Below are 23,868 nucleotides of genomic sequence, written 5' to 3' on the forward strand. Positions count from 1 at the left end.
GCGGTGATCAAGAAAAACAGCTACTTCGACTCGGTGTCGCTGATGTCGATATCGACGAAGGCGAACGGGCTCGACGGCGTCGAGCAGGCGTTCGTCGCGATGGGAACCGAGATGAACAAGGGGGTGCTGCAGAACCTCGGCCTGCTCACCCCGGAACTGGCGGAGGCCGGCAACGGCGACCTGATGATCGTGGTGGTCCCCTCCGCGGGTGCCGAAGCGGGGGAGATCATTCCGCAGATCGAGGAACTGCTCACCCGCAAGGCGCCCGGCGGCGGCGGCGCGCAAATCTCCTACCGCACCATCGCGGCCGCGGCGCAGGCGGACCCGGGCGCAAACCTTGCGATCATCGCAGTCAACGGCGCCTACGCCGGACGCGAGGCCAGGAAGGCACTGGAAAACGGCCTGAACGTGATGATGTTCAGCGACAACGTCCCCGTGGAGGAAGAGATCGCCCTCAAGGCCCTCGCCCACGGGAAGGGCCTGCTCATGATGGGCCCGGACTGCGGAACGGCCATCATCAACAACGTGGCCCTGTGCTTCGGCAACGCCGTCCGGCCCGGCACGGTGGGCATCGTGGCCGCCTCAGGCACCGGCTCGCAGGAAGTCAGCGTCCGGATCCACGCGCTGGGCGGCGGCGTCTCCCAGCTGATCGGCACCGGCGGCCGCGACCTCAGCGCCGAGGTGGGCGGCGTCATGATGATCGACGGCATCCGCGCCCTGGCGGCGGACCCGAAGACCGAAGCGATCGTCCTCGTGTCCAAGCCCCCGGCACCCGGGGTGGAGAAGAAGGTCCTCGCCGAAATCGCCGGCGCCGGCAAGCCCGTGGTGGTGTACTTCATCGGCGGCTCCGAAGAAGCCGTCACCGCTGCGGGCGGCACCTTCGCCGCAAGCAGCCTCGACGCCGCCCTGGCGGCCGTGCGCCTCACCGGCTCCCCCTCGGTCCAGCCCCAGGCCTCCGACGCCACGCGCATCGATTCCGTGCGCGCCCGGCTCACCCCGGAGCAGACGAATATCCGCGGCCTGTTCTGCGGCGGCACCCTCTGCGACGAGTCGATGTACGCGCTGCTCAACGACGGCGAGGAGGTCTGGAGCAACATCCAGAAGAACCCGGAATTCGTGCTCGGCGCGGCGGACCCGAGCCGTGGCCACACCTTCCTGGACTTCGGTGACGACGAGTTCACCAACGGCCGCCCGCACCCGATGATCGACCCCTCCAACCGCCTGGCGCGCCTGGTCGAGGAGGCCAAGGACCCGTCCGTGGCCGCCATCGTCATGGACTTCGTACTGGGCTTCGGCGCCCACGAAGACCCGGTGGGCGTCACCCTCCCGGCGATCACCGAAGCCAAGAAGGTTGCCGCCGACGCCGGCCGCCACCTTGAGATCGTGGCGTACGTCCTCGGGACTGACCTTGATACGCCGGGCCTTGCCGCCCAGACCGCGGCACTCGAGGCGGCCGGCGTCACCATCACCAGCAGCAGCACCGAAACGGGCGAGTTCGCCCGCGCAATCGTCCGGGAAGGAATCAAGGCATGAGCATGTCGAGACTATTCGACAGTGAGTTGAACGTCGTCAACGTCGGCCTCGCGATGTTCGAAGAGGACATCGCGGCACAGGGCGCGAAGGTCCGCACCCTGGACTGGGCGCCTCCCGGTGGGGGCAAGCCAGAGGTCATCGCCGCCCTGGACAAGCTCGAGAACCAGGAGATCGCGGAGAAGATCGCCGCCGCGAACGCCGAGGCGGCAGACCGCATCATGAACGCCAAGCCGATGCTGGTGGGCTTCGGCAGGGCCATCGACGTCGTCCCCGGCATGACCCCCACCACCATCCTGCACGCCGGCCCGCCCATCACCTGGGAGCGGATGTCCGGGCCGATGAAGGGTGCAGTCACCGGCGCACTGGTCTTCGAGGGCCTCGCCGCCGACCTCGTCGAAGCCGAGGAAGTGGCTGCCTCGGGCAAGATCACGTTCTCGCCCTGCCACGAGCACGACTGCGTGGGCTCCATGGCCGGGGTCACCTCGGCGTCGATGTACATGCACGTGGTCCGCAACGAGACCCACGGCAACTACGCCTACACCAACCTGTCCGAGCAGATGGCCAAGATCCTGCGCATGGGCGCCTATGACCAGAGCGTCATCGACCGCCTTGTCTGGATGCGGGACGTCCTGGGCCCCATGCTCAAGGAAGCCATGGAAATCGGTGGCGCCATCGACTTGCGCCTGATGCTCGCCCAGGCCCTCCATATGGGCGACGAGGCGCACAACCGCAACGTCGCCGGCACCGTCCTGCTCTTCCAGGCCCTGGCGCCCGGGCTGCTGCAGACCGGCTTCAGCACCGAGCAGAAGAAGGAAGTCTTCGACTTCATCGCCAGCTCGGACTATTTCTCCGGCCCCACCTGGATGGCGACGGCGAAGGCGGCCCTCGACGCGGCACACGGCATCGAAGGCTCCACGATCGTCACCACCATGGCGCGCAACGGCGTCGAGTTCGGCATCCGCGTCAGCGGCCTGCCGGGCAACCACTGGCTCACCGGCCCGGCCCAGAAGGTGATCGGACCGATGTTCGCCGGCTACAAGCCGGAGGATTCAGGCCTGGACATCGGCGACAGTGCCATCACCGAGACCTACGGTTTCGGCGGTTTCGCCATGGCCGCGGCCCCGGCGATCGTCGCGCTGGTTGGCGGCACGGTGGAGGAAGCCGTCGCCTTCACGCACGCGATGAGCGAAATCACCACCACCGAGAACCGCAACATCACCATCCCGTCGCTGGGCTTCCAGGGCCTCCCGACGGCGATCGACGTCCGCAAGGTGCTGGACACCGGCATCCTCCCGGTCATCAACACCGCCATCGCGCACAAGGACGCCGGCATCGGCATGATCGGCGCCGGCATCACCCACCCACCGGTCGATGTCTTCGAGAAGGCAATCCTTGCCCTCGCGGACAAGCTCGCCTGAGCCGGCCCCCTCAGAAACCCCTAAGAGAAAGCAGTTGTGGCGATGACGACTCCGCCGGGCACTGTTGAAAGCACCGCCGTCGAGGCCGGGCTCGAATCCGAATTCGAGCACACCCCGGTCCCGCAGACCCACCGGAAATCCCTCCTGACGGTTTCGGCCGTCTGGTTCGGATTCCCGATGATCCTGACCAACGCCGTGCCCGGTGGCCTCGTGGTCGCCTTGCTCGGCTTCTGGCAGGGTCTCGCCGCGATCGTCGTGGCAAACCTCATCATGTTCGTCTACGTCAGCCTGCTCAGCTACCGGGCCGGCAAGACGGGCAAGAGCTTCGCCTTGCAGGCCACGGAGACATTCGGCACAGCCGGCTATGCCATTGCCTCCGGCTTCCTGGCCACCGTGGTGGTGGGCTGGTTCGCCTTCAACACCGGGGCCACCGGGGCCAGCCTGAACAAGGCCTTCGGCTGGAACGAGACCCTGGTAGTGGCGATCGCAGGCGTCGCGTTCATCGCGGTGACCTACCTCGGCATCAAGGCGCTGTCCTGGCTGGGTGCGATCGCGGCTCCGCTGTTCATCGTCGCGGTGGTCATCGCCATCGCGATCGCTGCGCAGAGCCACGACCTGGGCCAGATCGTGAACTTCCAGGGCGTGGGCGGCGGTGCCATGACCTTCGGCGTGGCCGTCACCTCGATCATGGCCACCTTCGCCGACTCCGGGACCATGACGGCGGACTTCACCCGCTGGTCGAAGAACGGCCGCGAAGCGGTGCTCGCCACCGCTACCGCGTTCCCGTTCGCGAGCCTCATCGCCCAGCTCAGCGGCGGCCTGCTGGTGGCAGCTGGCGCGATCGCCTCGGCCCAGACCGCCGGCGGCGACTTCACGCCGATCCTCACCGGTGTGGACAACCCGCTCCTGAACGCCCTGGTGGTGGTCTTCGTGGTCATCAACCTCGGCTCGGTGTGCACGCACTGCCTGTACAACGGCGCCCTGGGCTGGTCCCACCTGACCCGCTCGAAGATGCGCCTGCTCACCCTGGTGCTGGGCGTGATCGGCGTCGCCGTGGCCCTGCTGGGCGTCTGGAGCCTCTTCGTGAACTGGCTCGCGTTCCTCGGCGTGATCGTTCCGCCGCTGGGTGCCGTGCTCATTGCCGACCAGATCATCCTGCGCAAGCGCCTTGCGGGCCGTGCCGAGTCGAAGATCCGCCCGACGGCGTTCATCGCCTGGGCGATCGGTGCCGTGGCCGCCGTCGTGGTCCACTTCGGTGCGCCGATGCTTTCGGACGCGGTGGTGGGCCTGCTCGTCGGGCTCGGGGCATACCTTGCGATCGAGTCGCTGGCCGGCAGGACGGCCGCGGCCTAGCCGTACTTGCAGGAGGGGGCCGGCACCGCTTTGGGCGGTACCGGCCCCCTCCTGCCGTCCCGGTCTTTAGTTGAGCGTGATGATGATCTTGCCGCGCACGTGCCCCTGTTCGAGCCGGCGGTACGCGTCGGCCACCTGATCCAGCGGATAGCTAGCCTCCAGGGGAAGCACGAGCGAGCCGTCAGCCAGCCCCTCCGCGATCCGGGGCAGGGCGTCGGCCGCCGCGTCCGAGCCGCCGGTCGCCACGAAGCCGCCGCCGCCGTGGCCATGGGCCGCGATGGCTGTGATGCGCCCGGCCGGAACACCGAGTTCCTTGGCCGTTTCGATGACTTCGACGCCGTTGAGGTCCGCTGCCGCCGTCGGCGTTCCGAGGTCCTTCACCCGGTCCGCCAGGCCGTCCCCGTAACTGACTGGAATGGCGTCCAGTCCGCGCAGGAAATCGTGGTTCCGCTTCGACGCGGTGGCGATCACCGTGGCCCCCGTGCGGGCGGCCAACTGGGTGGCCAGCACGCCGACGCCGCCGGCCGCGCCGCCGATCAGCACAGTGTCCGAGGCGCCCAGTTCCAGCTGGTCGATTGCCGCCGCGGCCGTCCGCCCGGCGATGGAGAGCCCGGCGGCCAACTCGTCCGTGACGCCGTCCGGCGTGCGGTGCAGCGCCGAGGGAGTTGTCACCACGAAGTCCGCGATGGCCTCGTGGCGCTTGCCGCCGTAGACGCGATCGCCGACGGTAAATTCCGTGACGCCCTCGCCGATTTCATCAACGACTCCGGCGAAGTCGTTGCCCACGCCGGAGCCGGGTGCGCCACCGAACGCTTCAGCAGCAGGGCCGCCGTGGAAGATCTTGTAGTCCACCGGGTTCAGGCCGGCGGCCGATACGCGGACCCTCACCTCGCCCGGAGCCGCATGCGGTTCCTCGACCTCCACAACCTTCAGGACCTCGGGTCCACCGAACTGTTCGTACCGTACTGCGCGTGCCATGCCGTCCTCCTTGCTCGTTGTTTGCCTGGTGCACGGTGCAAGCAACGCCGGCGGCACGTTATTCCGGAGGTTTCGGTGCGTGAAGGAGCGTGACCCCCGGTGACGGTACAGCGGCTCCGGCCGCGCTCTCGGCGTCCTCCAGCGCCCGGGCGAGCTGCTCGACGGCGGCCGGGTACCCGCCGTCGGCCATCAAGCGGGAGGACTCCGCCTGTCGCATGGCGCGGAAAAGCTCCGCGGTGGACGGAACCCGCGCATCGCTCATAGCCGGGTAGTCGATCTGCCGGCCGGGGTCGAGCTCGTAGAGCTGCCAGCGCCGGAGGATGTCCCTGTGCCGCGCGGCGGTGGCGGCGTGCATGTTCTGCTGCCGGCGCAGTTCACCCACCTTCCGTTCGCCGAACAGGGCGGCGAGGGCGGTGGCGGCCGCGAGGCAGAACAGGACGAGCCCGACGGCGGGGGAGAGCAGAGCGGGAACGAGCAGTGCCGGCAAAATCACCACGAGCCCGGCGAAGGCGTTCCAGAAGAAGGCGTCCGGCTCCTGTCCCTGCTTCTTCCGTAGCGAGAGGACGGTGGCCGCCACTGCCGTCACGAGCAGCGCCGCCCAGAAGACGGTCTGCCAAAGGCTCAGCTGGACTCCGGATATGGCGGACATCTGGACACCTCCGCACGCTGCAGGGCCGCCTTTTCTCCAGTATGCGCCGGCGCCGCAGCGGTGGCGAGTGGGGCTGCGCGGTCGGCGAGTTACATGTCCAGGTGGCCGAGGAATTCGCCGGTGTAGGGGCAGAGGTAAGCGACAGTGTCCCTCACCCGGACGGTGAAGTCGGTCCCGCCTGGGACCTCGAACCGTTCACCTTCCTTGTAGGTCCTCCACTCCCCTTGGCGGGCGGGCTGCTGTACGTCCCAGGTGCCGCGGACGAGATGCATCCATTCCTTGACGGGGGCTTCGAACGTCCACTCGCCGGGCTCCATCACTCCCACTGTGAAGTTTCCCTGCTCGTTATGAAATTCAAGGCTGCGGACCTGTCCTTCAAAGTACTCGTTCTGCCCGATCATGAATGCTCCAATTGCGGTGTTGTCGTCTTCGGTCCGCTGTCTGCGGCCTGCTGCGAATCTACCGAGGGTGTTATGACCGAACAATCGCCCGACCGTACACTTTGGCAATATTTTTCTCGCCACCACGGACACTCTGCTGATCGAAATGATTGCTACGATGGGGCCGTGAATTTTGATGGAGAAGTGTTCACGGTCGCCAGGCTCGCGTTGGCTGAAGGGCTGGGTCTGACGATCGCCCACGCTGGCAACGGCGCGGAAAGGGAAGCCGGAATCCCGATTACCGTCGAGCAGCGAGGTCCGGTTCCGGAGCTCCATGGCGGCGAACTGGTGCTGACAAGCGGACTCCACCTCGGCGAGGACTGGGCCGCCTGGGAGGAGTTCCTTTCCGGAGTTACGGGCGCGGGCGCGTCAGCTCTCATCATCGGCCTCGGTGCCGGGGCCGTGTTCGAGACGCTGCCCGCACAGGTGCTCCAATTGGCGGAAGGGCACGATCTGCCGCTGCTTGTTGCGGAGTTCGCCGACTTCGGGCGGATCGCACACTCCATCACGGCCCTTCACTCGCATGCCCTGCGGGAGGCACTGAGACGCCCCCTCGATCTTCAGATGGAGATCACCGCGATCGTGGCACGAGGCGGTTCCTTTGGCGACCTCTTGGACGGCTGGCAGCAGAGAACAGCTGAGCCTGTAGCCGTCTTCGACCGGCTGGGGCGGGCGCTCGGCCGCAGCTCAGCCTTCCCGTCCGGCCTGCTCGGCAGCCTCGGCGAACGCCTCGCCAGTCACGAGGCACCCCGCCTGGGAGAGCAGTTCCGCCTGTCCTCCACCACGCTGGAGTCCCTGGCGGAGGCAGGAGCCGCGGCGGCGCAGCAGCCGCTTGAGATTTCCCCCTTCGCCGGCAATGACACCGTGCGTGGCTACTGCGCCCGTATTCCAACGGGCCGGCCGACCGCCGAGCTTGCCGCGCCGGCGCTGCGCTCTCTGCTGGCGCTGGAATTCGAGCGCCTATGGTTCCTCGACGAGCCGGCACGCCGCAAGCGTGCCGACGGGTTTGCGCGGCTGTTGACGCTTACCGAAGAAGGCAGCGCGCGGGCCTTCCTCAGGAGCTTCGGCATTGATTCGGGCGCGCTGCGCGGCGTGGCCATCGAAGCGCGCAACGAGACCCACGCCGAAGTACTCGTCGACGATCTTGCCTTGGTGCTCGCCGCGCCTTTCATCCGCCACCGGCACCGTATTGTCGAATGCCTGGCAACGGTGGAACCCCGTCAGGCTCTCGCAGACTACGGCCTTGATGTCCCGACGGGGATCGGCACCCCCGGAGCTCCTGAGCGTTCCGCCCGCAGCATCAGGCAAGCCGCGTTGGCTCTCGAGACGAGCCGCCGTGTCGGAGCGCCCATCGAGTACGTCGACGGAGCCTCGCATGAGTTCCTCATCCGCGCCGCCCCTTCCGAATATCTGGAATTGTTCTCCGCCGCTGCGCTGGCCCCGATCGAGCACTCGCGCGGCGGCGAATCCCTGCTCCTCACGCTCCACACCTGGCTTCTTGAGCGCCGTTCCATCGAGGCAACTGCCGAACGGATGGGTGTCCATCGCCATACGGTGCGGAACCGGATACAACGGATCGCCCAACTTACCGGGCACGATCTGGACGGCATCGATGCGCAGACCGAGATGTGGCTGGCCCTGAAAGCCCGCGGCTTCCGCGACGACGCGAATGGTTATCCGCCGCGTCCATAAACCAGATCCAAAGTTCGCCGGTGGGCCATATTCCCAGAACGGGCTAGCTGACATGATTGAGCTCACATTCCAAGCTGCGGCCCAGCCGCCTCGATCTCGTTCTCAACGAGGAGCCCCCAATGATGCCCAAGACTCTCCCCACCACTGATTTTGTGCCTCGATCCATGCTCCGCAGGGTTGTCATAGCCAGCGGGCTCGGCACCTTGCTGGAGTACTTCGACTACGCGAGCTACAGCTACCTCGCAACGACGATCGCCGTCGTCTTCTTCCCGCCCGAGGACCGCGCTGTTGCCCTGATGAGTACCTTCGGTGTGTTCGCGCTCTCCTTCCTGGTACGCCCCCTCGGCGCCATCGTATGGGGCAGCCTGGGCGACAAGGTGGGACGGAAGAAGATCCTCGCGACGACGATCCTCCTCATGTCCGGAGCGACCTTCTCCATCGGCTTCATTCCGGGGTACGCGACGATCGGGCTCGTCGCACCGGTTCTCCTCCTGCTGCTGCGTATGACGCAGAGTTTCTCCGCCTCCGGCGAGTATGCGGGCGCGGGTACATTTGTTGCCGAGTATGCCCCGGCTGAGAAGCGTGGCCTGCTCACCAGCGTGGTACCGATTGCTGCTGCGGCGGGCTTCCTGGCAGCCTCCCTCATGGCAACCCTTCTCTACGCCGGTGCCTCGCCCGAATTCATGCAGGAGTGGGGATGGAGGATTCCGTTCCTTATCGCCGGCCCGCTTGGCATCGTCGGTCTCTGGCTCCGTACGCGTGTGGAAGACACTCCGCAGTTCCGCCGGGTGCTCGAGATCGAAAAGGAGCAGCGTGATTTGGCGGTGGGCGGGGAGCGAAGCGTGCGCCACTGGCGCGAGACGCTCAAGAGCCTGCCCTCGATGCTCAAGGCCTTGCTCGTCATGTCGCTCAATGCAGGCGCCTACTACCTGCTGCTGAGCTACACGCCGTCCTTCCTTATCGCAGAGGCGGGGATGAGCGAGGCTAACGCAACGCTGGTGGTCACAATCGGACTTCTTGCGCACATCACCTTCATCCCGATTGCCGCGCGCCTTTCCGATCGCATTGGCCGCAAGCGCACGCTGATGATCTCAAGCATCGCGTTCATCGTCCTGAGCTATCCGATCATGACGCTGCTCTCGTTCGGAGGCGTCATCCTGGCGACCCTCGTGCTCATCGTGTCGCTGATGTTCTTCGCGATGAACGACGCCGTATTCCCGTCGTTCTTCACCGAGCTGTTCGGCACCCGCTCGCGCTATCTCGGGTTCGCCCTGCCCTTCAACGTGGGTGCCATGCTCTTCGGCGGCGTGGCACCGCTCATCGGGACCTGGCTGATCGCGGTGACGGGCAATGCGAGTTCGCCGGCTTTCTTCCTGATGGGCATCGGCGTGCTGTCATTGGTCGGCCTGCTGATGAGCGCGGAGACCACGCGCACGGCTCTTGCCGATGAGCAAAGCCAGGTGCCCACGCGGCCGGTTCACACGGTGTAGATTCGCGCGGTGCAGCGCACTGCGGTCGCAGGGCGCATAGGCCCGGGTGGGACTCCCGCCCGGGCCTATCAGGCCTTTTTGCCCTTCGCCTTTTCTTCTGCCTTCTTTGCTTCCTTGATGCGCTGGGCTTCTGAGCGGACGGCGGCGTGGGTGGCGCGTTCGACGACGAGCCACTGCGGCGGTGCGGCCAGCAGGGCGGTGATTTCCGCGGTCGTCAGCGGCTCGGTGATGCCGCCGCGCGCGAGGCCGGCGATGGAGATGTTGAGCTTCTGGGCAACCACCGGGCGCGGGTGCGGGCCGTTGCGGCGCAGCTCGGCCAGCCACTCGGGCGGGTTGGACTGCAGTTCCGCGAACTCGGCACGGGTGACGGCCGAATCCTGGAACTCCTGGGGAGCTGCGGGCAGGTAGATGCCAAGCTTCTTGGCAGCGGTGGCCGGCTTCATGGCTTGGGGGCTCGGGGATTTCATTGTTCAAGGGTATCCCCGGGACGCGGGTGCGCGGCGCGGAAGGCGGCCTGCTGGTCATATATGTGTTTGCGGAGAAATTCGTTGCGTAGCACCGTAAATGCGTACCTATGATGAATCCATGCCGCAGATACGAGTTTCAGAGGCCGCCCGCTTCCTCGGCGTGAGCGATGACACCGTGCGCCGCTGGATCGACAACGGGGCCCTGACCGGGAAGAAGGACGAGTCCGGACGCGTGGTGGTGGACGGGCTGGAGCTGGCCCACCTGGCCCGCGAACAGGCTGCGCTGCCGGAGGATCCCGCCCGTGTGGGCAGCTCGGCGAGGAACCGCTTCGTGGGCCTCGTCACCGGGATCACGGCGGACAAGGTCATGGCGCAGGTGGAACTGCAGTGCGGGCCCTTCCGCGTGGTGTCGCTCATGAGCAGCGAAGCCGTGCGCGAACTCGGACTGGAGTTGGGCTCCGTGGCCACCGCGGTCGTCAAGGCGACCACTGTCATCATCGAAACTCCGCAGGGAAAGAGCATCGTATGAGGGCCACCTTCCGGAAGGCCGCGGCATTGCTGGCCGCCGGTGCCCTCGCAGCGGGCATTGCCGGGTGCGCCGGGAACGGCAGCCCGGCCGGCAGCAACGCAAGCGCGACCCCGACGCTGTCCGGCACGCTGACCGTCTACGCCGCGGCATCCCTGAAGAAGACGTTCACCGGGCTGGCCACCCGGTTCGAAGCGAGCCACCCCGGGACCAAGGTCACGCTGAACTTCGCGGGTTCCTCGGACCTGGCCACCCAGATCAGCCAGGGCGCCCCGGCCGATGTGTTCGCCTCGGCTGACACCAAGAACATGGCCAAGCTCTCCGACGCCTCCCTGCTGGACGGGGAACCCACCAACTTCGCCACCAACGTCCTGGAGATCGCGGTCCCGCCGGCCAATCCGGCGTCGGTCTGGTCCTTCGCCGACCTCGCCAAGCCGGGCGTGAAGGTGGTGGTCTGCGCGCCCCAGGTGCCCTGCGGCGCCGCCACCGAAAAAGTGGAGAAGGCCAGCGGAACCACACTGCAGCCCGTGAGCGAGGAAGCCTCGGTGACCGACGTCCTCGGCAAGGTCACCTCCGGCGAAGCCGACGCCGGCCTGGTCTACGTCACCGACGTGAAGACCGCCGGCAGCAAGGTCAAGGGCATCACGTTCCCGGAGGCTAGCCAGGCCGTCAACACCTACCCGATCGCTACCGTCGGCCCCAGCAAGAACAAGGAGCTGGCGAGGTCGTTCATCGAGCTGGTCATCGGCAGTGAGGGCAGGAAGGTCCTGGCCGACGCCGGATTCGGCGCGCCGTGAACCCTCCCCTGAACGCTTCCCAGGACGGCGGCGGCCACGGCTACAGCGGCGTTCCGCGCTGGCTGTACCTGCCCGCCGCCGTCGGGGCCCTGTTCGTCCTGCTGCCTCTGGTAGCGATGCTGGCGAAGGTCAATTGGGGCCAGTTCATTCCCCTGGTGACGTCGGCCGCTTCCCTGGACGCGCTCGGCCTGAGCCTCCGCACCTCTGCTGCCAGCACCGTTTTGTGCCTGGTGTTCGGGGTGCCGCTGGCCATGGTGCTGGCGCGCCGCCCGTTCCGCGGGCAGCGCCTGCTGCGGGCCTTCGTCCTGCTGCCCCTGGTGCTTCCGCCGGTGGTGGGCGGCATCGCCCTGCTCTACACCTTCGGGCGCCAGGGCCTGCTGGGGAAATCGCTTGAACTGGCGGGTGTCCAGATCGCCTTTTCCACCACAGCCGTGGTCCTGGCGCAGGCCTTCGTGGCCCTGCCCTTCCTGGTGGTCAGCCTCGAAGGCGCGCTGCGCAGCGCCGGAAACAAATACGAAGCCATCGCAGCCACCCTGGGAGCGCCGCCCACCACGGTGCTGCGCCGCGTGACCCTGCCGCTCGTGATGCCGGGGCTGGCCTCGGGCGCCGTGCTGTCCTTCGCCCGCAGCCTGGGCGAGTTCGGCGCCACCCTCACTTTCGCGGGGAGCCTGCAGGGCGTCACCCGGACCCTGCCGCTGGAAATCTACCTGCAGCGCGAGTCCGACGCCGATGCCGCCGTCGCGCTGTCCCTGCTTCTGGTGGCGGTGGCGGTGGCCGTCGTCGGCTTGTCCTACCGGAAGCCCGCGAGGCAGGTGGCCGCATGACGTTCCGGATGGTGGCCCGGGTCCGCGGGCGCCTGGACGCGGAATTCACGGTGGCACCCGGGGAGACCGTGGCGATTCTCGGCCCGAACGGGTCCGGGAAGTCCACCCTGCTCGCCGCGGCCGCGGGGCTGGTCAAGCCCGACGCCGGCTCCGCCAGTTTGGGGGGCAGGGTGCTGTTCGAGCGTGACGGCGGCCGGCAGGATTGGGTCCCGCCGCACCGGCGCGGGGTGGCGTTGCTGGCCCAGGAGGCGCTGCTGTTCCCGCACCTGAGTGTGCTGGACAATGTGGCGTTCGCGCCGCGCAGCGCGGGCGAGGCCAAGGCAAAGTCCCGCGAGACGGCGCGGCGCTGGCTGTCCGATGTGGGGGCGCTGGACCTGGCCGGGCGCCGCCCCGGGCAGTTGTCCGGCGGGCAGGCGCAGCGCGTTGCCGTGGCCCGCGCCCTCGCCGCCGATCCGGAACTCCTGCTGCTCGACGAGCCGATGGCCGCCTTGGACATCCACGCCGCCCCGCACCTGCGCAGACTCCTAAAGCGGGTGCTGGCCGGGCGGAGCGCGGTGATCGTCACGCACGACGTGCTCGACGCCCTCATGCTCGCGGACCGGATCGTGGTACTGGAGAAGGGCCGGATTGTGGAGGAAGGCCCTGTCCGGGAGGTGCTGGCGCGCCCACGCAGCGCCTTCGCCGCCGGGCTCGCGGGGCTGAACCTGCTCTCGGGCACGGTCACCGCGGAGGGGCTCCTCGTTTCAGGCGCCGGGGCCGCAGGTGGGCAGGCTGTCTCCGGAACCCCCGACGGCGAGGCGCTGGCCGGGGAGCCCGGCGTCGCCGCCTTCCCGCCGTCGGCCGTGTCCGTCTTCCTTGAGCGCCCGCACGGCAGCCCCCGCAACTGCCTGCCCCTGGTGATCTCGGAACTTGAGCCGCACGCGGGCGGGATCCGCGTGCGCGCGGGGGAACTGGCCGCGGACATCACCCCCGCGGCCTCGGCCGAACTGGGCCTGGAGCCGGGGATGCAGGTGTTCTTCGTGGTGAAGTCTGCCGAGGTGCAGGTGTACGGGGCGTAGCTGCCGCGCGGTGTCGGGCGTACCGGCGTTCGCATGCCGGACTCGTGGGAACACTTCCAGTTCGCCGGAGCGCTCCCGCGAGCGGGCAGCGCTCCCGCGAATTCGGCGCCCCGGTGCCTCGACGCCGTCGGGCTGGGTTTCGACTCCTAGACGGACCCTACGGCATCCCGGCCAGGTGCGAGCAGGCGTCCCAGAAGCGCCGGCGCGCTTCCGGGTCCGATCCCATGCCGGGTGTCGGGAGCTCCTTGTGCTTGGCCCAGAGCTTTCCGGAGACCGCCGCCGTCTCCGGCGAGGTGGCGAGCCAGAGAGGAGTGTCCGCCGCTTTTTCGGCCGGTGCCCCGAAGGTGTTCGTGATCCAGCGGAAAGGGCCGCCGACGTCCTGCAGCAGGGTCGTGTTCCTGACCAGCCCCGGGTGGACGGCGTTCGCCACCACGCCCGTGCCGGCAAGCCGTTCGGCGAACTCCTGGGTGAGGAGGACGCGGGCGAGCATCGTCGGCGGAGTCGAACGCAGGTAGCTGTACGTGCCCTGCGCGGTCTGGAGGTCGTCGAACTTGAGTTTGGTGTTCCCGTACCTGGACGAGATGTTCACGATGCGGGAGGTGCGCGGCCCGGCAGCGGCGGCGCGCTTGAGGGGATCCAGCAGGAGCTTGGTCAGCAGGAAATAGGCCATCACGTTGGTGGCGAAGGTCAGTTCAAGACCGTCGGGGGTCACGTGGCGCTCCTTGCGGAACACTCCCGCCGCGTTGACAAGGACGTCGAGAGTGTCATGGCGGGACAGGAACCGGGCCGCGGCTGCGCGGATGGAGGACTGGTCCGAAAGATCGCACGCCAGCGGCTCCAGGACTGCGGCAGGCACAAGCGCACGGATGCCCTCCATCGCCTGTTCCGCCCGGGCCATGGAGCGGCCGACCACCACCACCAAAGCGCCTTCGCGGGCAAGGCCGCTTGCCACGGCATTCCCCAAGCCGCCGGTCGCGCCCGTCACCAGCGCCACGGCGCCTTCCATGGAAGCCATCGTCTTCGCCTCCTGCGGCCTTGTGCCTTTCGACTGGGCAACATCACAGCACACCAGGGTCGGGTTGACCAGACTGCGGACTTCGCCCGCACGACTTCGCCCGCACGACTTCGCCCGCACGACTTCGCCCGCACGACTTCGCCCGCACAAAAGAGCCGCCCGGGTTCGTGGGGAACCCGGGCGGCTCTGTTGTTCACCTGGCGGTAGCGCTACACGCCGACGCCGGCCGGAACCTTCGCGTCGTCGTCCTCTGCATCCGTCGTGCTAGCGCCGGCCGGATCAGCCGCGGCAGCCGCCGGAGCCTGCCCGCGCTTCCGGTACCGGAAGTGGAAGAACACGTAGCAGGCCACGGTGAAGAGGCCGCCGAAGTACAGGGCCGGAGCCTGGGTGGGATCGAAGCCGATGCCGATCATGGAGCCAAGGCAGGCCACGAAGGCCAGGATCGGGACCAGCGGGAAGAGCGGAGCCTTGTACGGCAGGGTGGAGAGGTCCCCGCCGTTCCGGACGAAGGCGCGGCGGTGGAAGTAGTGGGATGCCACGATCGACATCCAGACAGCCACGGTGGCGAAGCCGGCAACCGAGGTGAGCACCAGGTACACGGTGGTGGGCGCCACGATGCTGCTGATCAGGGAGGCGAGGCCGCCGAAGATGCTGACGACCAGGGCAAGCAGCGGGATGCCGCGTTTGGTCAGTTTCGCGAAGGCCTTGGGCGCGTGGCCCTCGTCGGCCAGCGAGAAGAGCATCCGGGCACAGGAGTAGAGGCCGCTGTTGCCCGCCGAGAGCAGGGCGGTGATAACCACGAAGTTCATGATGTCCGCGGCATACGGGACGCCGATGCTGGAGAAGACCGTGACGAAGGGGCTCTCGTCGAGGCCGGCCTTGTCGTAGGGGATGGTGGCGGCGATGACCACGATCGCGCCGATGAAGAAGATCACCAGGCGCAGCACGGTGGTCCGCATGGCCTTGGGGATGTTCCGTGCCGGGTCCGTGGTTTCGCCGGCCGCCACGCCGATCAGCTCGGACCCGGAGAACGCGAAGAACACCACGAGCACGGTGACCAGCACGCCGGTGAAGCCGTTCGGGAAGAGGCCCGCAGAGGTCGAGAAGTTCTCGAACAGTTGCGGGTAGTCGCCGCTGGCCATCGGGTGGAAACCCAGGAGCGCGGCCCCGCCAAGGATGATCAGGCCGACGACGGCGGCGACCTTGATCATCGCGAACCAGAACTCGCTCTCGCCGAACACGCGGGAGGAGATGGCGTTCATGGAGAACAGCACGGACGCGAAGACCAGGCACCAGATCCACACGGGGACGTCCGGGAACCAGCGCTGCATGAGCAGGCCTGCGGCAGTGAATTCCGAGCCGAGGGCCACGGCCCAGGTCAGCCAGTAGAGCCACGCGGTGGTGAAGCCGGTGGCGGGGCCGATGGAGCGGGCGGCGTAGATGTGGAACGCGCCGGAAACGGGGTAGGCGATGGCAAGTTCGCTGAGACAGGCCATCACCAGGTAAACGACGACGGCGCCGATCAGGTAGGCGATGACCGCGCCAAGCGGTCCGGCCTGGGAGATCGTGTACCCGGAGCTGACGAACAGCCCGGAACCGATCACGCCGCCGAGGCCGATCATGACCAGGTGGCGGGCTTCCATAGACCGCCTGAGGCCAGCTTTGGCCGGTTCTGCCGGGGTTCCCTGTGTGTCGGCTTCTTGGAGCGGAGCAGCGCTCATTGATCCTCCGTGGGATTAGTGCATAGGCAAGAGTTGGGCGCACAGAAAGAGCCGGACAACGCCGGAATCTGCGGGGTTCTGGTCTTCAGGGTATGGGGGAAATACCCGCCGGGACCATTCCGGTGATCAAGCTAACATCACCCCGGAGGGCTCATGAGAGCTCAGGCACATTGGCAAACGATCGTCACCGATGGGCTTCCCGCTAGCCGCCCGAGCAACAGCTGGGCTGATGCTGGGGCGGAATTGTTTCAAGCATTGCTTGGGTTTGCTGCTATCTTGGCCCGCAGCTCGCCGTGGGCGGGTCCGCTTTGCCGCCAAGAGGTACTGTGAAGTGGTGCCAGCCGACCACGATCCCGCCCCCGCCTCCGACGAAACAGCGCCAGGCGAAACAGCGCCAGGCGAAACAGCGCCAGGCGAAACAGCGCCAGGCGAAACCGCGACCGACGCCACAGGAAGCCGCCGCGAGCTGCGCTTCGCATACGTTCCGGGGGTGATGCCGGGCAAATGGATCCGGCGCTGGGAAGAGCGCATGCCGGACGTTCCGCTGCATTCCTTCATGTCCGACGACGGCGCCCAGCTTTCGGTGCTGCGCGACGGTTCCGCGGACCTCAGCTTCGTCCGTCTGCCTGTGGACCAGGAAGACCTCCACGTCATCCCGCTCTACGAAGAGCAGCCCGCCGTCGTGGCGCCGAAAGGCCACGAGATCACGGTCTTCGAGGACGTGGAACTGGCCGACCTGGCCGAGGAAAACTTCCTGGACATCGCCGCAATGGGCGGTCCGGAGATGGCGCTGCAGGTAGTGGCATCGGGCGCCGGCCTGGTGATCATGCCGATGCCCATGGCCCGCCACTTCAACGTCAAGGACACCGTGGCCCGCCGCCTCCACGGTGCCGAAGGAACCCGGATCGCCCTGGCCTGGCCCAAGGACGCCACGGACGAGGTGGTCGAGGAATTCATCGGCGTGGTCCGCGGCCGGACTGCGAACAGTTCGCGCCAGCCCTCGGCCAAGCAGGAGGCGCCGAAGAAGGCCCCCAAACCGGACCGCCGCTGGGGCGGCGGCTCCGGTGCCGGCGCCAAGAAGGTGGCGCAGCGCTACGCCCCGAACCCGGACAAGGGCCGCGGCCGGGGCTCGCGGAAGAAGGGCAAGCGCTAATCCCCACCGCCTCCCTTGCCTCGCTACGCTCAGCCAGGGAACCCGGGCGGCGTGGGCCCACCCACCGCCTCCCTTGCCTCGCTACGCTCAGCCAGGGAACCCGGGCGGCGTGGGCCCACCCACCGCCTCCCTTGCCTCGCTACGCTCAGCCAGGGAACCCGGGCGGCGTGGGCCCACCCACCGCCTCCCCACGGCGTTAGTTTCTGTTCAAATTTGTGCACCTCGTTGACCCGCTGTGTGCGTTTCCCGAAGGCTTTCCAGGGAAGCACTCAATGAGGAGACAACCTTGAAAACACCAACCTTGGCCAGAAACCTGGCCGCCATCGCAGCCTCGGCCGCCATGGTCGCGGCCGGCGTCGGGACCGTCCCCGCGGCCGTCGCCGCCGAAACACCACCGCCGCCCACCGGCGTCGTCTATGCCAGCGACGTTCCCTGGGCCAGTATGAGCAACGGCTGGGGACCTGCCGAACTCGACATGAGCAACGGCGGCCAGGCCCTCGGCGACGCGAACCGTCGCCCGCTCACCATCGACGGCACCGTCTACGCGAAGGGCCTCGGCACCCACGCGCCGTCGTCCATCAGCTACAAGCTCGGCGGCCAGTGCCGGCAGTTCCTCGCCCAGGTGGGCATCGATGACACCCAGGCCGACCGCGGCCGCGTGGACTTCCGCGTGTTCGTGGACGGCGCCGAACGATTTGCCGCCGAACGCAAGGGGATCGACGGCGCCCTGCCGGTCAACGTGGACTTGGCCGGCGCCAGCACCCTGGAACTGCGAGTCGACGCCGGGCCGGAAGGAAACGGCAACGACCACGCCGACTGGGCCGACGCCAAAATCAACTGCTCCAGCGAATACCTCGCCGCGCCGCTGCGCCTCGAGGGCTCAGCCGGGACGAACCTCAACTCGCTCGTCCCCGGAACCCCGGCCACCGTCGTCGTGCGCGACCTCAAGCCGCTGGGGCCGGTCAGCCTCGCCTTCCGCGGCGAAAAGGTGGCCGACGCCGTTGCTGACGCCGGCGGCGTCGCGACCGTCACCTTCGTGGTGCCCGCCGGAGCCGCGGGTGGCACGGCGGAGCTGACGGCCAGCGGCACGGGCCCGTTCGACGTGGCCACCAGCGGCGCCCTCGGTTCGCTCGTCGTCCAGCTCAGTGACGCGAAGTTCTACGTGGACTGCTCGGCCCCGAGCCCCGGCGACGGCAGCCAGGCGAGCCCCTTCAACTCGATCGCCCAGCTCGACGGCCACGGCGCCTTCAACGCCGGCGAATCGATCCTCTTCCGCGCCGGCACCAGCTGCACCGGCGCACTCAAGCCGGCGGGCACCGGCGTCGCGGGCCACCCGATCACCCTCTCCAGCTACGGCGAAGGCGCCAAGCCCACCATCAACGGCAATGGCGCGGTGGCAGCCATCCAGATCACCAACGCCAGCCACTGGACCGTCAGCGGACTGCACGTGGTCAACCCCTCGGACACCCCCACACGGCGCGTAGGCATCCTCTTCGAAAACAGCGGCACGGCACAGACCGCGGGCATCGTGGTCACGGGAAACCACGTGGAAGACGTGGCCGGCTGGCGCAACAAGGCCACGAACGGCGCCGGCTTCGCCCAGTCCGCCGGGATCATGGTGCGCACCTGGGGCAAGGGCTCCGTGGACGGCATCACCATCACGGACAACGAGGTCAACGACACTGCCGGCGGCGGCGTGAAGATCTCCGCACCGGACACCACGGAGCGCTACAACACCGGCGTCTACGTGGCCCGGAACAAGATGCACGAGGTGGGCGGCGACGCGATTGTCATCCACAACTCCGACGCCCCGCTCATCGAATACAACAGCGGCCTCAACCTCGGCCAGGGTGCCCACCCGTACGAGGGCGGCAACTTCGCCGGCATGTGGCCGTACAACTCCAAGAACCCCGTGTTCCAGTTCAATGTGGTGGGCAACAGCACCACGTCCGTCTACGACTCCACCGCCTGGGACTGCGACATGAAGATCGTGGGAACCTGCCTCTTCCAGTACAACTACTCCTACGGGAACGCCGGCGGCTTCTACCTCAACTGCGTCTCCAACTGCGGCGGCGGATCCACCGCGGCCAAGGTGGTTTTACGCTACAACGTGGCCCAGGACGACTGCCGCCTGGGCGGTGCCAGCACCGGGCCGGGCAAGCACTACATCTACAACAACACCTTCTACTGCCCGTCCCGCGGCTTCCTGGACGACATGACGGGGCCGCGCGAGGTCCGCAACAACATCTTCGTGACGCCGGGCGGTCCGCTCCGGGCTGCGTCCGCGGTGTACTCCAACAACGCCTACTTCGGCGGCATCCTGCCGCCCGCCGGCGAGCTTGGTTCCGTGACCGGCGATCCCAAGCTGATCGCCGGCGGCAGCGGCCAGACCACCCTGGACGTTCCGGGCTACAAGCTCGCGGCCGGCTCGCCGCTGCTGGGGGCCGGGACTGCAATTGCCGACGACGGCGGCAAGGACTTCTTCGAGAACCCCACCGCGGGTGCGGGTTCAGTTACGGCGCCGAACATCGGCGCGTACCAGGGCCCCGGCGTCGACGTCACGCCGCTGCCGTTCGCGGCGCTGCTGAACCAGACCTCGGTGGCGAACGCGGCGAACCCGCGCAACGGGGCGATCACTGCGGACCGCCGCACCTTCTCCGAGGAGGCGCTTGCGGACGCGGGACTGACCAGCGGGAAGCCGTACTCGGCCTTCGGCGTGACATCCGTATGGCACCCGAACCCGGTGGGAACTCCGGACACGCTCAAGGCCGCCGGGCAGCAACTGGCGATCTCCGGACAAGGCCGAACCCTGCTGGTGACCGGCTTCTCCACCGGCGCGGTGTCCTCCGGCGTGGCCACGGTGCACTTCACCAACGGCATGACTAAGAAGGTCACCCTCGCCCTGCCGAACTGGAAGGACGGCGTGCCCACGGACACCAGCATGCTGCTGGCAAGGTCGGCGTACCACCAGCGGCACACCCAGGCGTACATCGGCGGCGCGTCCACAGTGCTGCGCATTGACGAGCAGGCCTCGGTGTTCGCCACGAAGATCGACATCCCGGCCGCGTTCAAGGTCGCCAGCATCACCCTGCCTGCAGGCAGCGCGCTCGTGGACGAAGGGCTGAACATCATGGATGTGGCCATCGGGAACCTGCCGGTGGGCCTCGAGTAGGCCAGCGGCCGCCCCGGGTCAGCCTACGTGGATGCCGGGGCGGCGCTGCTTTGTGGCTCTAGCCGGCTGCCTTCTTCACCAGTTCACTGATCCTCGCTTCGACCTCGGGCGTCAGTTCTGTCAGAGCGTAGGCAACCGGCCACATTTCGCCCTCGTCCAGCGCCGCCGGATCATTGAAGCCGAGCGTTGAGTACCGGGTCTTGAATTTGCCCGAGCCCTGGAAGAAGCAGACCACCTTGCCGTCCCTGGCATACGCGGGCATGCCATACCAGGTCTTCGGCTCGAGTCCCGGGGCGCTTTCCTTCACGATCGCGTGGATGCGCTCCGCCAGGGCGCGGTCCGGTTCCGGCAATTCGGCGATCTTGGTGAGCACCTCGCTCTCGCCGTCCTCCTTGCCGGCCTTGGCGGTGGACCCGCGCCGCTTTGCGCCCGCTTTGAGTTCCTGGGCGCGCTCCTTCATGGCGGCGCGTTCCTCTTCGGTGAATCCCTCGTACGACTTGGCGCTCTTGCTGGTCTCCGTCATTGCAGTTCCTTTCGCGCGGGCTGATGAACCAACCCTACGGCCGGGTAATGCGGCCGGCTTCTCCGGAACTGCTCGAATGCGCGGAGCCCTTGCTCCCCGCAGCTACTCGCCGTGTACTGCCCGCTGCTGCTCTTCGGAACGGTTGAGGTAGCCGAGCAGGAGTTCGCCGGCCCGCTCCAGTTCCCCGGCCTCGAGGGCTGCGCAGATGGCCTCGTTCTCCTCGAGCCAGGCGCTGTAGAAGTGTGCGTCCGAGGTGGCCTTGTGGAAGTACAGGCGCATCTCGGCCAGGACGTGCTTCATGATCGTGTCCAGCCGCCTGCTTTCGGCGAGGGCCACGATGGCGCCATGGAAATGCTGGTTGGCGCTGCCCAGGGCGTCGTTGTCGTCGGCGGCGGCAGCGCGTTTGCCCTCGTCGACGGCGGCACGGACGGCCGCAATTCGCTCGGCGCTGCCGCCGCCGCGGATCGAACTCACTTCGATGGCCCGGCGCACGGTGTAGAGGTCGTGGATGTCCCCGGCCTCAAGCGTGGCCACGAAGACGCCGCGGTTGGGCTGGCGGACCACCAGCCGTTCGCTGGCGAGTTCGGCGAAGGCCTCCCGCACGGTGTTCCGCGAGACGCCTAGGTCCTCCGCGATGGTGGCTTCAGTCAGCCGGGCTCCCGGCAGCAGCATGCCCTCGGCGAGCTGGTAGCGCAGCTCCTCGGCCACGCGTTCGGCCACGGACGGCACGGCGATGCGGACGCGCGCGCTGCCGGTCTGGGTAGGTGCCATGACATGAATTTACCTGATTGTCGCAAACTCGAATCGAAGAATCGTTGAACAATCCGACAATGTAGTGCATCCTAGATGGACCACATCCAATGAGATAGGGATCACAATGGCAAGCATCGACCTGAACAGCGACGTCGGGGAGTCCTTCGGACGCTGGACCCTCGGCGACGATTCCGCGATGTTCGAGTCCGTCTCCAGCGCCAACGTGGCGTGCGGTTTCCACGCCGGCGACCCCAGCGTCATCCGCGCCACCGCGCAAAAGGCGGCGCAGGCCGGCGTCGTCATCGGAGCGCACGTCGGCTACCGGGACCTGGCGGGCTTCGGCCGCCGCTTCCTGGACGTCGATCCCGAAGAACTGGCCGACGACGTCGTGTACCAGATCGGCGCGCTGCAGGCCCTGGCGGCCGCCGCCGGAGCCTCGGTCCGCTACGTGAAGCCGCACGGCGGCCTGTACAACGCGATCGTCAAGCACACCGCCCAGGCCCAGGCCGTCGTCGACGCCGTCAAGGCAGTGGACCCAAGCCTTTCGATCCTCGGGCTGCCGGGTTCGGAAGTCCTGCGGCTGGCCGAGGCCGCCGGGCTGCGCGCCGTGAGCGAAGCGTTCGCGGACCGCGCCTACAACCCGGACGGCACACTGGTTTCCCGTACCCTGCCGGGTGCCGTGCTGCACGATCCCGCGGAGGTGGCCGAGCATGTGCTGCGGATGGCTACCGAACAGCGGATCATGGCAATCGACGGCTCCATCCTCAATGTCCGCGCGGAAAGCATCTGCGTGCATGGTGACTCACCGGGCGCCGTGGCCATGGCCACCGCCGTGAAGTCCGCCCTCAGCGACGCCGGCGTCAGCATCGCCTCCTTCGCCTGAACTACCCTCGCCTGAACCCGTTCGTCGCAAGAACCCCAATCCCAGCAACACCCTCATCCCCCGGAGGACATCATGACCACCAACAGCAAGGCACGCGCCGTGACAAGGAAGCCACCGGCCGGCGCCCTCAAGGCGTACGTCGCCAGCCTCACCGGCACCTCGCTCGAGTACTACGACTTCGCCATCTACTCCGTGGCTTCGGCCCTCGTCTTCCCCAAGATCTTCTTCCCCGCGGGCGATGAGTTCGTGGGCCTGCTGCTCTCCTTCTCCGCGTTCGCCGTGGGCTACCTGGCCCGCCCGATCGGCGGCGTGGTGTTCGGCCGGCTCGGCGACAAGATCGGCCGCAAGTACGTGCTGGTCTTCACCCTCGTGCTCATCGGCGTGGCCACCGTCCTCATCGGCGCACTGCCGGACTACACGGTGATCGGCGTCGCGGCCCCCGTCATCCTGGTGCTGCTGCGCCTGGCCCAGGGCATCGGCGTCGGCGGCGAATGGGGCGGTGCGGTGCTGCTCTCCAGTGAATTCGGCGACCCCAACAAGCGCGGCTTCTGGTCCTCGGCCGCGCAGATCGGCCCGCCCGCCGGCAACCTGCTGGCCAATGGCGTCCTCGCCGTCCTGGCCGCCACCCTCAGCAACACCGACTTCCTTTCCTGGGGCTGGCGTGTGGCGTTCCTGGCTTCGGCCGTGCTGGTGGCCTTCGGCCTGCTGATCCGCCTCAAGCTTGAGGAAACCCCGGTGTTCAAGGCCATCCAGGCCCATGGCGACCGCCCCAAGGCCCCCATCAAGGAGGTCTTCACCACCGAACCCAAGGCGCTCATCTCCGCAGCCCTGTCGCGCGTCTGCCCGGACATCCTGTACGCCCTGTTCACCGTGTTCGTGGCCGTCTACGCCACCAAGGAACTGGGCATGACCACAGGAAACGTCCTGGCCGCCATCCTCATCGGCTCGGCCTTCCAGCTGTTCCTGATCCCGCTGGCCGGCGCTGCGACGGACCGCTTCAACCGCCGCCTCGTCTACGGCATCACCGCCGCCGCCACGGCCGCGTTCATCCCGCTGTTCTTCCTGATGATCCAGGGCAGGTCCGTGGTGATGTTGACCATCGGCGTCGTGATCGGCCTGGCGCTGCACGCCTTCATGTACGGCCCGCAGGCCGCCTACATCACTGAACAGTTCCCGGCCCGGCTGCGCTACGCCGGCAGCTCGCTGGCCTACACCTTGGCCGGTGTGGTGGGCGGCGCCGTCGCTCCGCTGATCTTCACCTCGCTCTACGGTGCGGCCGCCGGCGGCTGGTGGCTGATCGCGCTCTACCTGCTGGCGGCCTCCGTTGTGACGATCGTTGGCCTGCTGCTGGGCCGCGACCCGCAGCCGGAAGAGGACGTCAGGCTCCTGCAGGACGCCCAGGCCTGAGCGGCCGCCTTAGCTG

General features: G+C 67.8%; 21 protein-coding genes. 13 read left to right on the top strand and 8 right to left on the bottom strand.

Going from position 1 to position 23,868, the window contains the following annotated elements; all coding sequences use genetic code 11:
• Window positions 1-3: 3 nt before the first annotated feature.
• Genes fdrA through ACN9M4_RS00235 form a run of 3 tightly spaced genes read left to right on the top strand, consistent with a single transcriptional unit; the run spans window position 4 to window position 4,304 of the window.
• Window positions 4-1,533, top strand: coding sequence for an acyl-CoA synthetase FdrA (gene fdrA / locus ACN9M4_RS00225; RefSeq protein WP_426301219.1), 1,530 nt, complete (start codon window positions 4-6; stop codon window positions 1,531-1,533).
• A complete protein-coding gene (locus ACN9M4_RS00230; protein ID WP_426301221.1) occupies window positions 1,530-2,951 on the top strand; it encodes a DUF1116 domain-containing protein in 1,422 nt (473 codons plus the stop codon). Before fdrA ends, ACN9M4_RS00230 begins: the two co-directional genes overlap by 4 nt.
• Before the next feature lie 42 nt (window positions 2,952-2,993).
• Window positions 2,994-4,304, top strand: coding sequence for a cytosine permease (locus ACN9M4_RS00235; RefSeq protein WP_426301223.1), 1,311 nt, complete (start codon window positions 2,994-2,996; stop codon window positions 4,302-4,304).
• A gap of 66 nt (window positions 4,305-4,370) precedes the next feature.
• On the opposite strand, the gene ACN9M4_RS00240 is transcribed toward ACN9M4_RS00235, so the two are convergent.
• From ACN9M4_RS00240 to ACN9M4_RS00250, 3 genes are all read right to left on the bottom strand, one after another.
• On the bottom strand, window positions 4,371-5,282 hold the full coding sequence (locus ACN9M4_RS00240) for an NADP-dependent oxidoreductase (protein WP_426301225.1): 912 nt from the start codon (window positions 5,280-5,282) through the stop codon (window positions 4,371-4,373).
• A 58-nt stretch (window positions 5,283-5,340) separates the two neighbouring features.
• Window positions 5,341-5,931: a hypothetical protein gene (locus ACN9M4_RS00245; RefSeq protein WP_426301227.1), complete on the bottom strand. Its 591-nt coding sequence runs from the start codon at window positions 5,929-5,931 to the stop codon at window positions 5,341-5,343.
• Window positions 5,932-6,020: 89 nt separating this feature from the next.
• Window positions 6,021-6,332: a pyrimidine/purine nucleoside phosphorylase gene (locus ACN9M4_RS00250; RefSeq protein ID WP_426301229.1), complete on the bottom strand. Its 312-nt coding sequence runs from the start codon at window positions 6,330-6,332 to the stop codon at window positions 6,021-6,023.
• Window positions 6,333-6,404: 72 nt separating this feature from the next.
• On the opposite strand from ACN9M4_RS00250, the gene ACN9M4_RS00255 reads away from it, so the two are divergent.
• Window positions 6,405-8,063 (top strand): helix-turn-helix domain-containing protein, encoded by a 1,659-nt coding sequence (locus tag ACN9M4_RS00255; RefSeq protein WP_426301231.1) that lies wholly within the window; start codon window positions 6,405-6,407, stop codon window positions 8,061-8,063.
• A 119-nt stretch (window positions 8,064-8,182) separates the two neighbouring features.
• The gene (locus ACN9M4_RS00260) at window positions 8,183-9,553 is read left to right on the top strand and encodes an MFS transporter (RefSeq protein ID WP_426301233.1); all 1,371 of its coding nucleotides are present in this window, start codon (window positions 8,183-8,185) and stop codon (window positions 9,551-9,553) included.
• 68 nt (window positions 9,554-9,621) lie between these two features.
• Here ACN9M4_RS00260 and ACN9M4_RS00265 read toward each other — a convergent pair whose 3' ends face one another.
• Complete coding sequence (locus ACN9M4_RS00265) at window positions 9,622-10,020, bottom strand: DUF5997 family protein (RefSeq protein ID WP_426301235.1); 399 nt, start codon at window positions 10,018-10,020, stop codon at window positions 9,622-9,624.
• Between the two features lie 118 nt (window positions 10,021-10,138).
• Between ACN9M4_RS00265 and ACN9M4_RS00270 the strand changes: the two genes are divergently transcribed.
• The 4 genes from ACN9M4_RS00270 to ACN9M4_RS00285 are packed head-to-tail and all read left to right on the top strand — an operon-like array spanning window position 10,139 to window position 13,225.
• Complete coding sequence (locus ACN9M4_RS00270) at window positions 10,139-10,549, top strand: TOBE domain-containing protein (protein ID WP_426301237.1); 411 nt, start codon at window positions 10,139-10,141, stop codon at window positions 10,547-10,549.
• Window positions 10,546-11,343 carry a molybdate ABC transporter substrate-binding protein gene (gene modA, locus ACN9M4_RS00275; protein ID WP_426301239.1) on the top strand — a complete coding sequence of 266 codons (798 nt, stop codon included), beginning with the start codon at window positions 10,546-10,548 and terminating at the stop codon, window positions 11,341-11,343. The genes ACN9M4_RS00270 and modA overlap by 4 nt, the downstream gene beginning before the upstream one ends.
• Window positions 11,340-12,167 carry an ABC transporter permease gene (locus ACN9M4_RS00280; protein ID WP_426301241.1) on the top strand — a complete coding sequence of 276 codons (828 nt, stop codon included), beginning with the start codon at window positions 11,340-11,342 and terminating at the stop codon, window positions 12,165-12,167. The genes modA and ACN9M4_RS00280 overlap by 4 nt, the downstream gene beginning before the upstream one ends.
• Window positions 12,164-13,225, top strand: coding sequence for a sulfate/molybdate ABC transporter ATP-binding protein (locus ACN9M4_RS00285; protein WP_426301243.1), 1,062 nt, complete (start codon window positions 12,164-12,166; stop codon window positions 13,223-13,225). Before ACN9M4_RS00280 ends, ACN9M4_RS00285 begins: the two co-directional genes overlap by 4 nt.
• A 157-nt stretch (window positions 13,226-13,382) precedes the next feature.
• Here ACN9M4_RS00285 and ACN9M4_RS00290 read toward each other — a convergent pair whose 3' ends face one another.
• Entirely contained in the window at window positions 13,383-14,240 is an 858-nt protein-coding gene (locus tag ACN9M4_RS00290; protein ID WP_426301245.1) for an SDR family NAD(P)-dependent oxidoreductase, read from the bottom strand.
• A gap of 209 nt (window positions 14,241-14,449) precedes the next feature.
• A complete protein-coding gene (locus tag ACN9M4_RS00295; protein ID WP_426301247.1) occupies window positions 14,450-15,961 on the bottom strand; it encodes an amino acid permease in 1,512 nt (503 codons plus the stop codon).
• 334 nt (window positions 15,962-16,295) lie between these two features.
• Between ACN9M4_RS00295 and ACN9M4_RS00300 the strand changes: the two genes are divergently transcribed.
• Window positions 16,296-17,114 (top strand): LysR family transcriptional regulator substrate-binding protein, encoded by an 819-nt coding sequence (locus tag ACN9M4_RS00300; RefSeq protein ID WP_426301249.1) that lies wholly within the window; start codon window positions 16,296-16,298, stop codon window positions 17,112-17,114.
• Window positions 17,115-17,400: 286 nt separating this feature from the next.
• Window positions 17,401-20,286 carry an NPCBM/NEW2 domain-containing protein gene (locus ACN9M4_RS00305; RefSeq protein WP_426301251.1) on the top strand — a complete coding sequence of 962 codons (2,886 nt, stop codon included), beginning with the start codon at window positions 17,401-17,403 and terminating at the stop codon, window positions 20,284-20,286.
• A 58-nt stretch (window positions 20,287-20,344) separates the two neighbouring features.
• Here the strand turns inward: ACN9M4_RS00305 and ACN9M4_RS00310 are convergent, their stop codons facing one another.
• The gene (locus ACN9M4_RS00310) at window positions 20,345-20,809 is read right to left on the bottom strand and encodes an iron chaperone (protein ID WP_426301253.1); all 465 of its coding nucleotides are present in this window, start codon (window positions 20,807-20,809) and stop codon (window positions 20,345-20,347) included.
• A 102-nt stretch (window positions 20,810-20,911) separates the two neighbouring features.
• Window positions 20,912-21,580: a GntR family transcriptional regulator gene (locus tag ACN9M4_RS00315; protein ID WP_426301255.1), complete on the bottom strand. Its 669-nt coding sequence runs from the start codon at window positions 21,578-21,580 to the stop codon at window positions 20,912-20,914.
• A gap of 106 nt (window positions 21,581-21,686) precedes the next feature.
• Between ACN9M4_RS00315 and ACN9M4_RS00320 the strand changes: the two genes are divergently transcribed.
• Together ACN9M4_RS00320 and ACN9M4_RS00325 are read left to right on the top strand one after the other, a co-directional pair.
• Window positions 21,687-22,445, top strand: a complete 759-nt coding sequence (locus tag ACN9M4_RS00320; protein WP_426301257.1) for a LamB/YcsF family protein — start codon at window positions 21,687-21,689, stop codon at window positions 22,443-22,445.
• Window positions 22,446-22,517: 72 nt separating this feature from the next.
• Window positions 22,518-23,852, top strand: coding sequence for an MFS transporter (locus ACN9M4_RS00325; RefSeq protein ID WP_426301259.1), 1,335 nt, complete (start codon window positions 22,518-22,520; stop codon window positions 23,850-23,852).
• The last annotated feature ends 16 nt before the right edge of the window (window positions 23,853-23,868 follow it).

The sequence above is a fragment of the Arthrobacter sp. R-11 genome, from assembly GCF_049913155.1.
Classification (GTDB): Bacteria; Actinomycetota; Actinomycetes; order Actinomycetales; family Micrococcaceae; genus Arthrobacter.

Excerpts from the sequence above, each read along its gene's own strand:
- ACN9M4_RS00230 (WP_426301221.1), top strand. The coding sequence starts at position 1,530 with ATGAGCATGTCGAGACTATTCGACAGTGAGTTGAACGTCGTCAACGTC.
- ACN9M4_RS00235 (WP_426301223.1), top strand. The coding sequence starts at position 2,994 with ATGACGACTCCGCCGGGCACTGTTGAAAGCACCGCCGTCGAGGCCGGG.
- ACN9M4_RS00240 (WP_426301225.1), bottom strand. The coding sequence starts at position 5,282 with ATGGCACGCGCAGTACGGTACGAACAGTTCGGTGGACCCGAGGTCCTG.
- ACN9M4_RS00245 (WP_426301227.1), bottom strand. The coding sequence starts at position 5,931 with ATGTCCGCCATATCCGGAGTCCAGCTGAGCCTTTGGCAGACCGTCTTC.
- ACN9M4_RS00250 (WP_426301229.1), bottom strand. The coding sequence starts at position 6,332 with ATGATCGGGCAGAACGAGTACTTTGAAGGACAGGTCCGCAGCCTTGAA.
- ACN9M4_RS00255 (WP_426301231.1), top strand. The coding sequence starts at position 6,405 with ATGACCGAACAATCGCCCGACCGTACACTTTGGCAATATTTTTCTCGC.
- ACN9M4_RS00260 (WP_426301233.1), top strand. The coding sequence starts at position 8,183 with ATGATGCCCAAGACTCTCCCCACCACTGATTTTGTGCCTCGATCCATG.
- ACN9M4_RS00265 (WP_426301235.1), bottom strand. The coding sequence starts at position 10,020 with ATGAAATCCCCGAGCCCCCAAGCCATGAAGCCGGCCACCGCTGCCAAG.
- ACN9M4_RS00270 (WP_426301237.1), top strand. The coding sequence starts at position 10,139 with ATGCCGCAGATACGAGTTTCAGAGGCCGCCCGCTTCCTCGGCGTGAGC.
- modA (WP_426301239.1), top strand. The coding sequence starts at position 10,546 with ATGAGGGCCACCTTCCGGAAGGCCGCGGCATTGCTGGCCGCCGGTGCC.
- ACN9M4_RS00285 (WP_426301243.1), top strand. The coding sequence starts at position 12,164 with ATGACGTTCCGGATGGTGGCCCGGGTCCGCGGGCGCCTGGACGCGGAA.
- ACN9M4_RS00290 (WP_426301245.1), bottom strand. The coding sequence starts at position 14,240 with ATGGCTTCCATGGAAGGCGCCGTGGCGCTGGTGACGGGCGCGACCGGC.
- ACN9M4_RS00295 (WP_426301247.1), bottom strand. The coding sequence starts at position 15,961 with ATGAGCGCTGCTCCGCTCCAAGAAGCCGACACACAGGGAACCCCGGCA.
- ACN9M4_RS00310 (WP_426301253.1), bottom strand. The coding sequence starts at position 20,809 with ATGACGGAGACCAGCAAGAGCGCCAAGTCGTACGAGGGATTCACCGAA.
- ACN9M4_RS00315 (WP_426301255.1), bottom strand. The coding sequence starts at position 21,580 with ATGGCACCTACCCAGACCGGCAGCGCGCGCGTCCGCATCGCCGTGCCG.
- ACN9M4_RS00320 (WP_426301257.1), top strand. The coding sequence starts at position 21,687 with ATGGCAAGCATCGACCTGAACAGCGACGTCGGGGAGTCCTTCGGACGC.
- ACN9M4_RS00325 (WP_426301259.1), top strand. The coding sequence starts at position 22,518 with ATGACCACCAACAGCAAGGCACGCGCCGTGACAAGGAAGCCACCGGCC.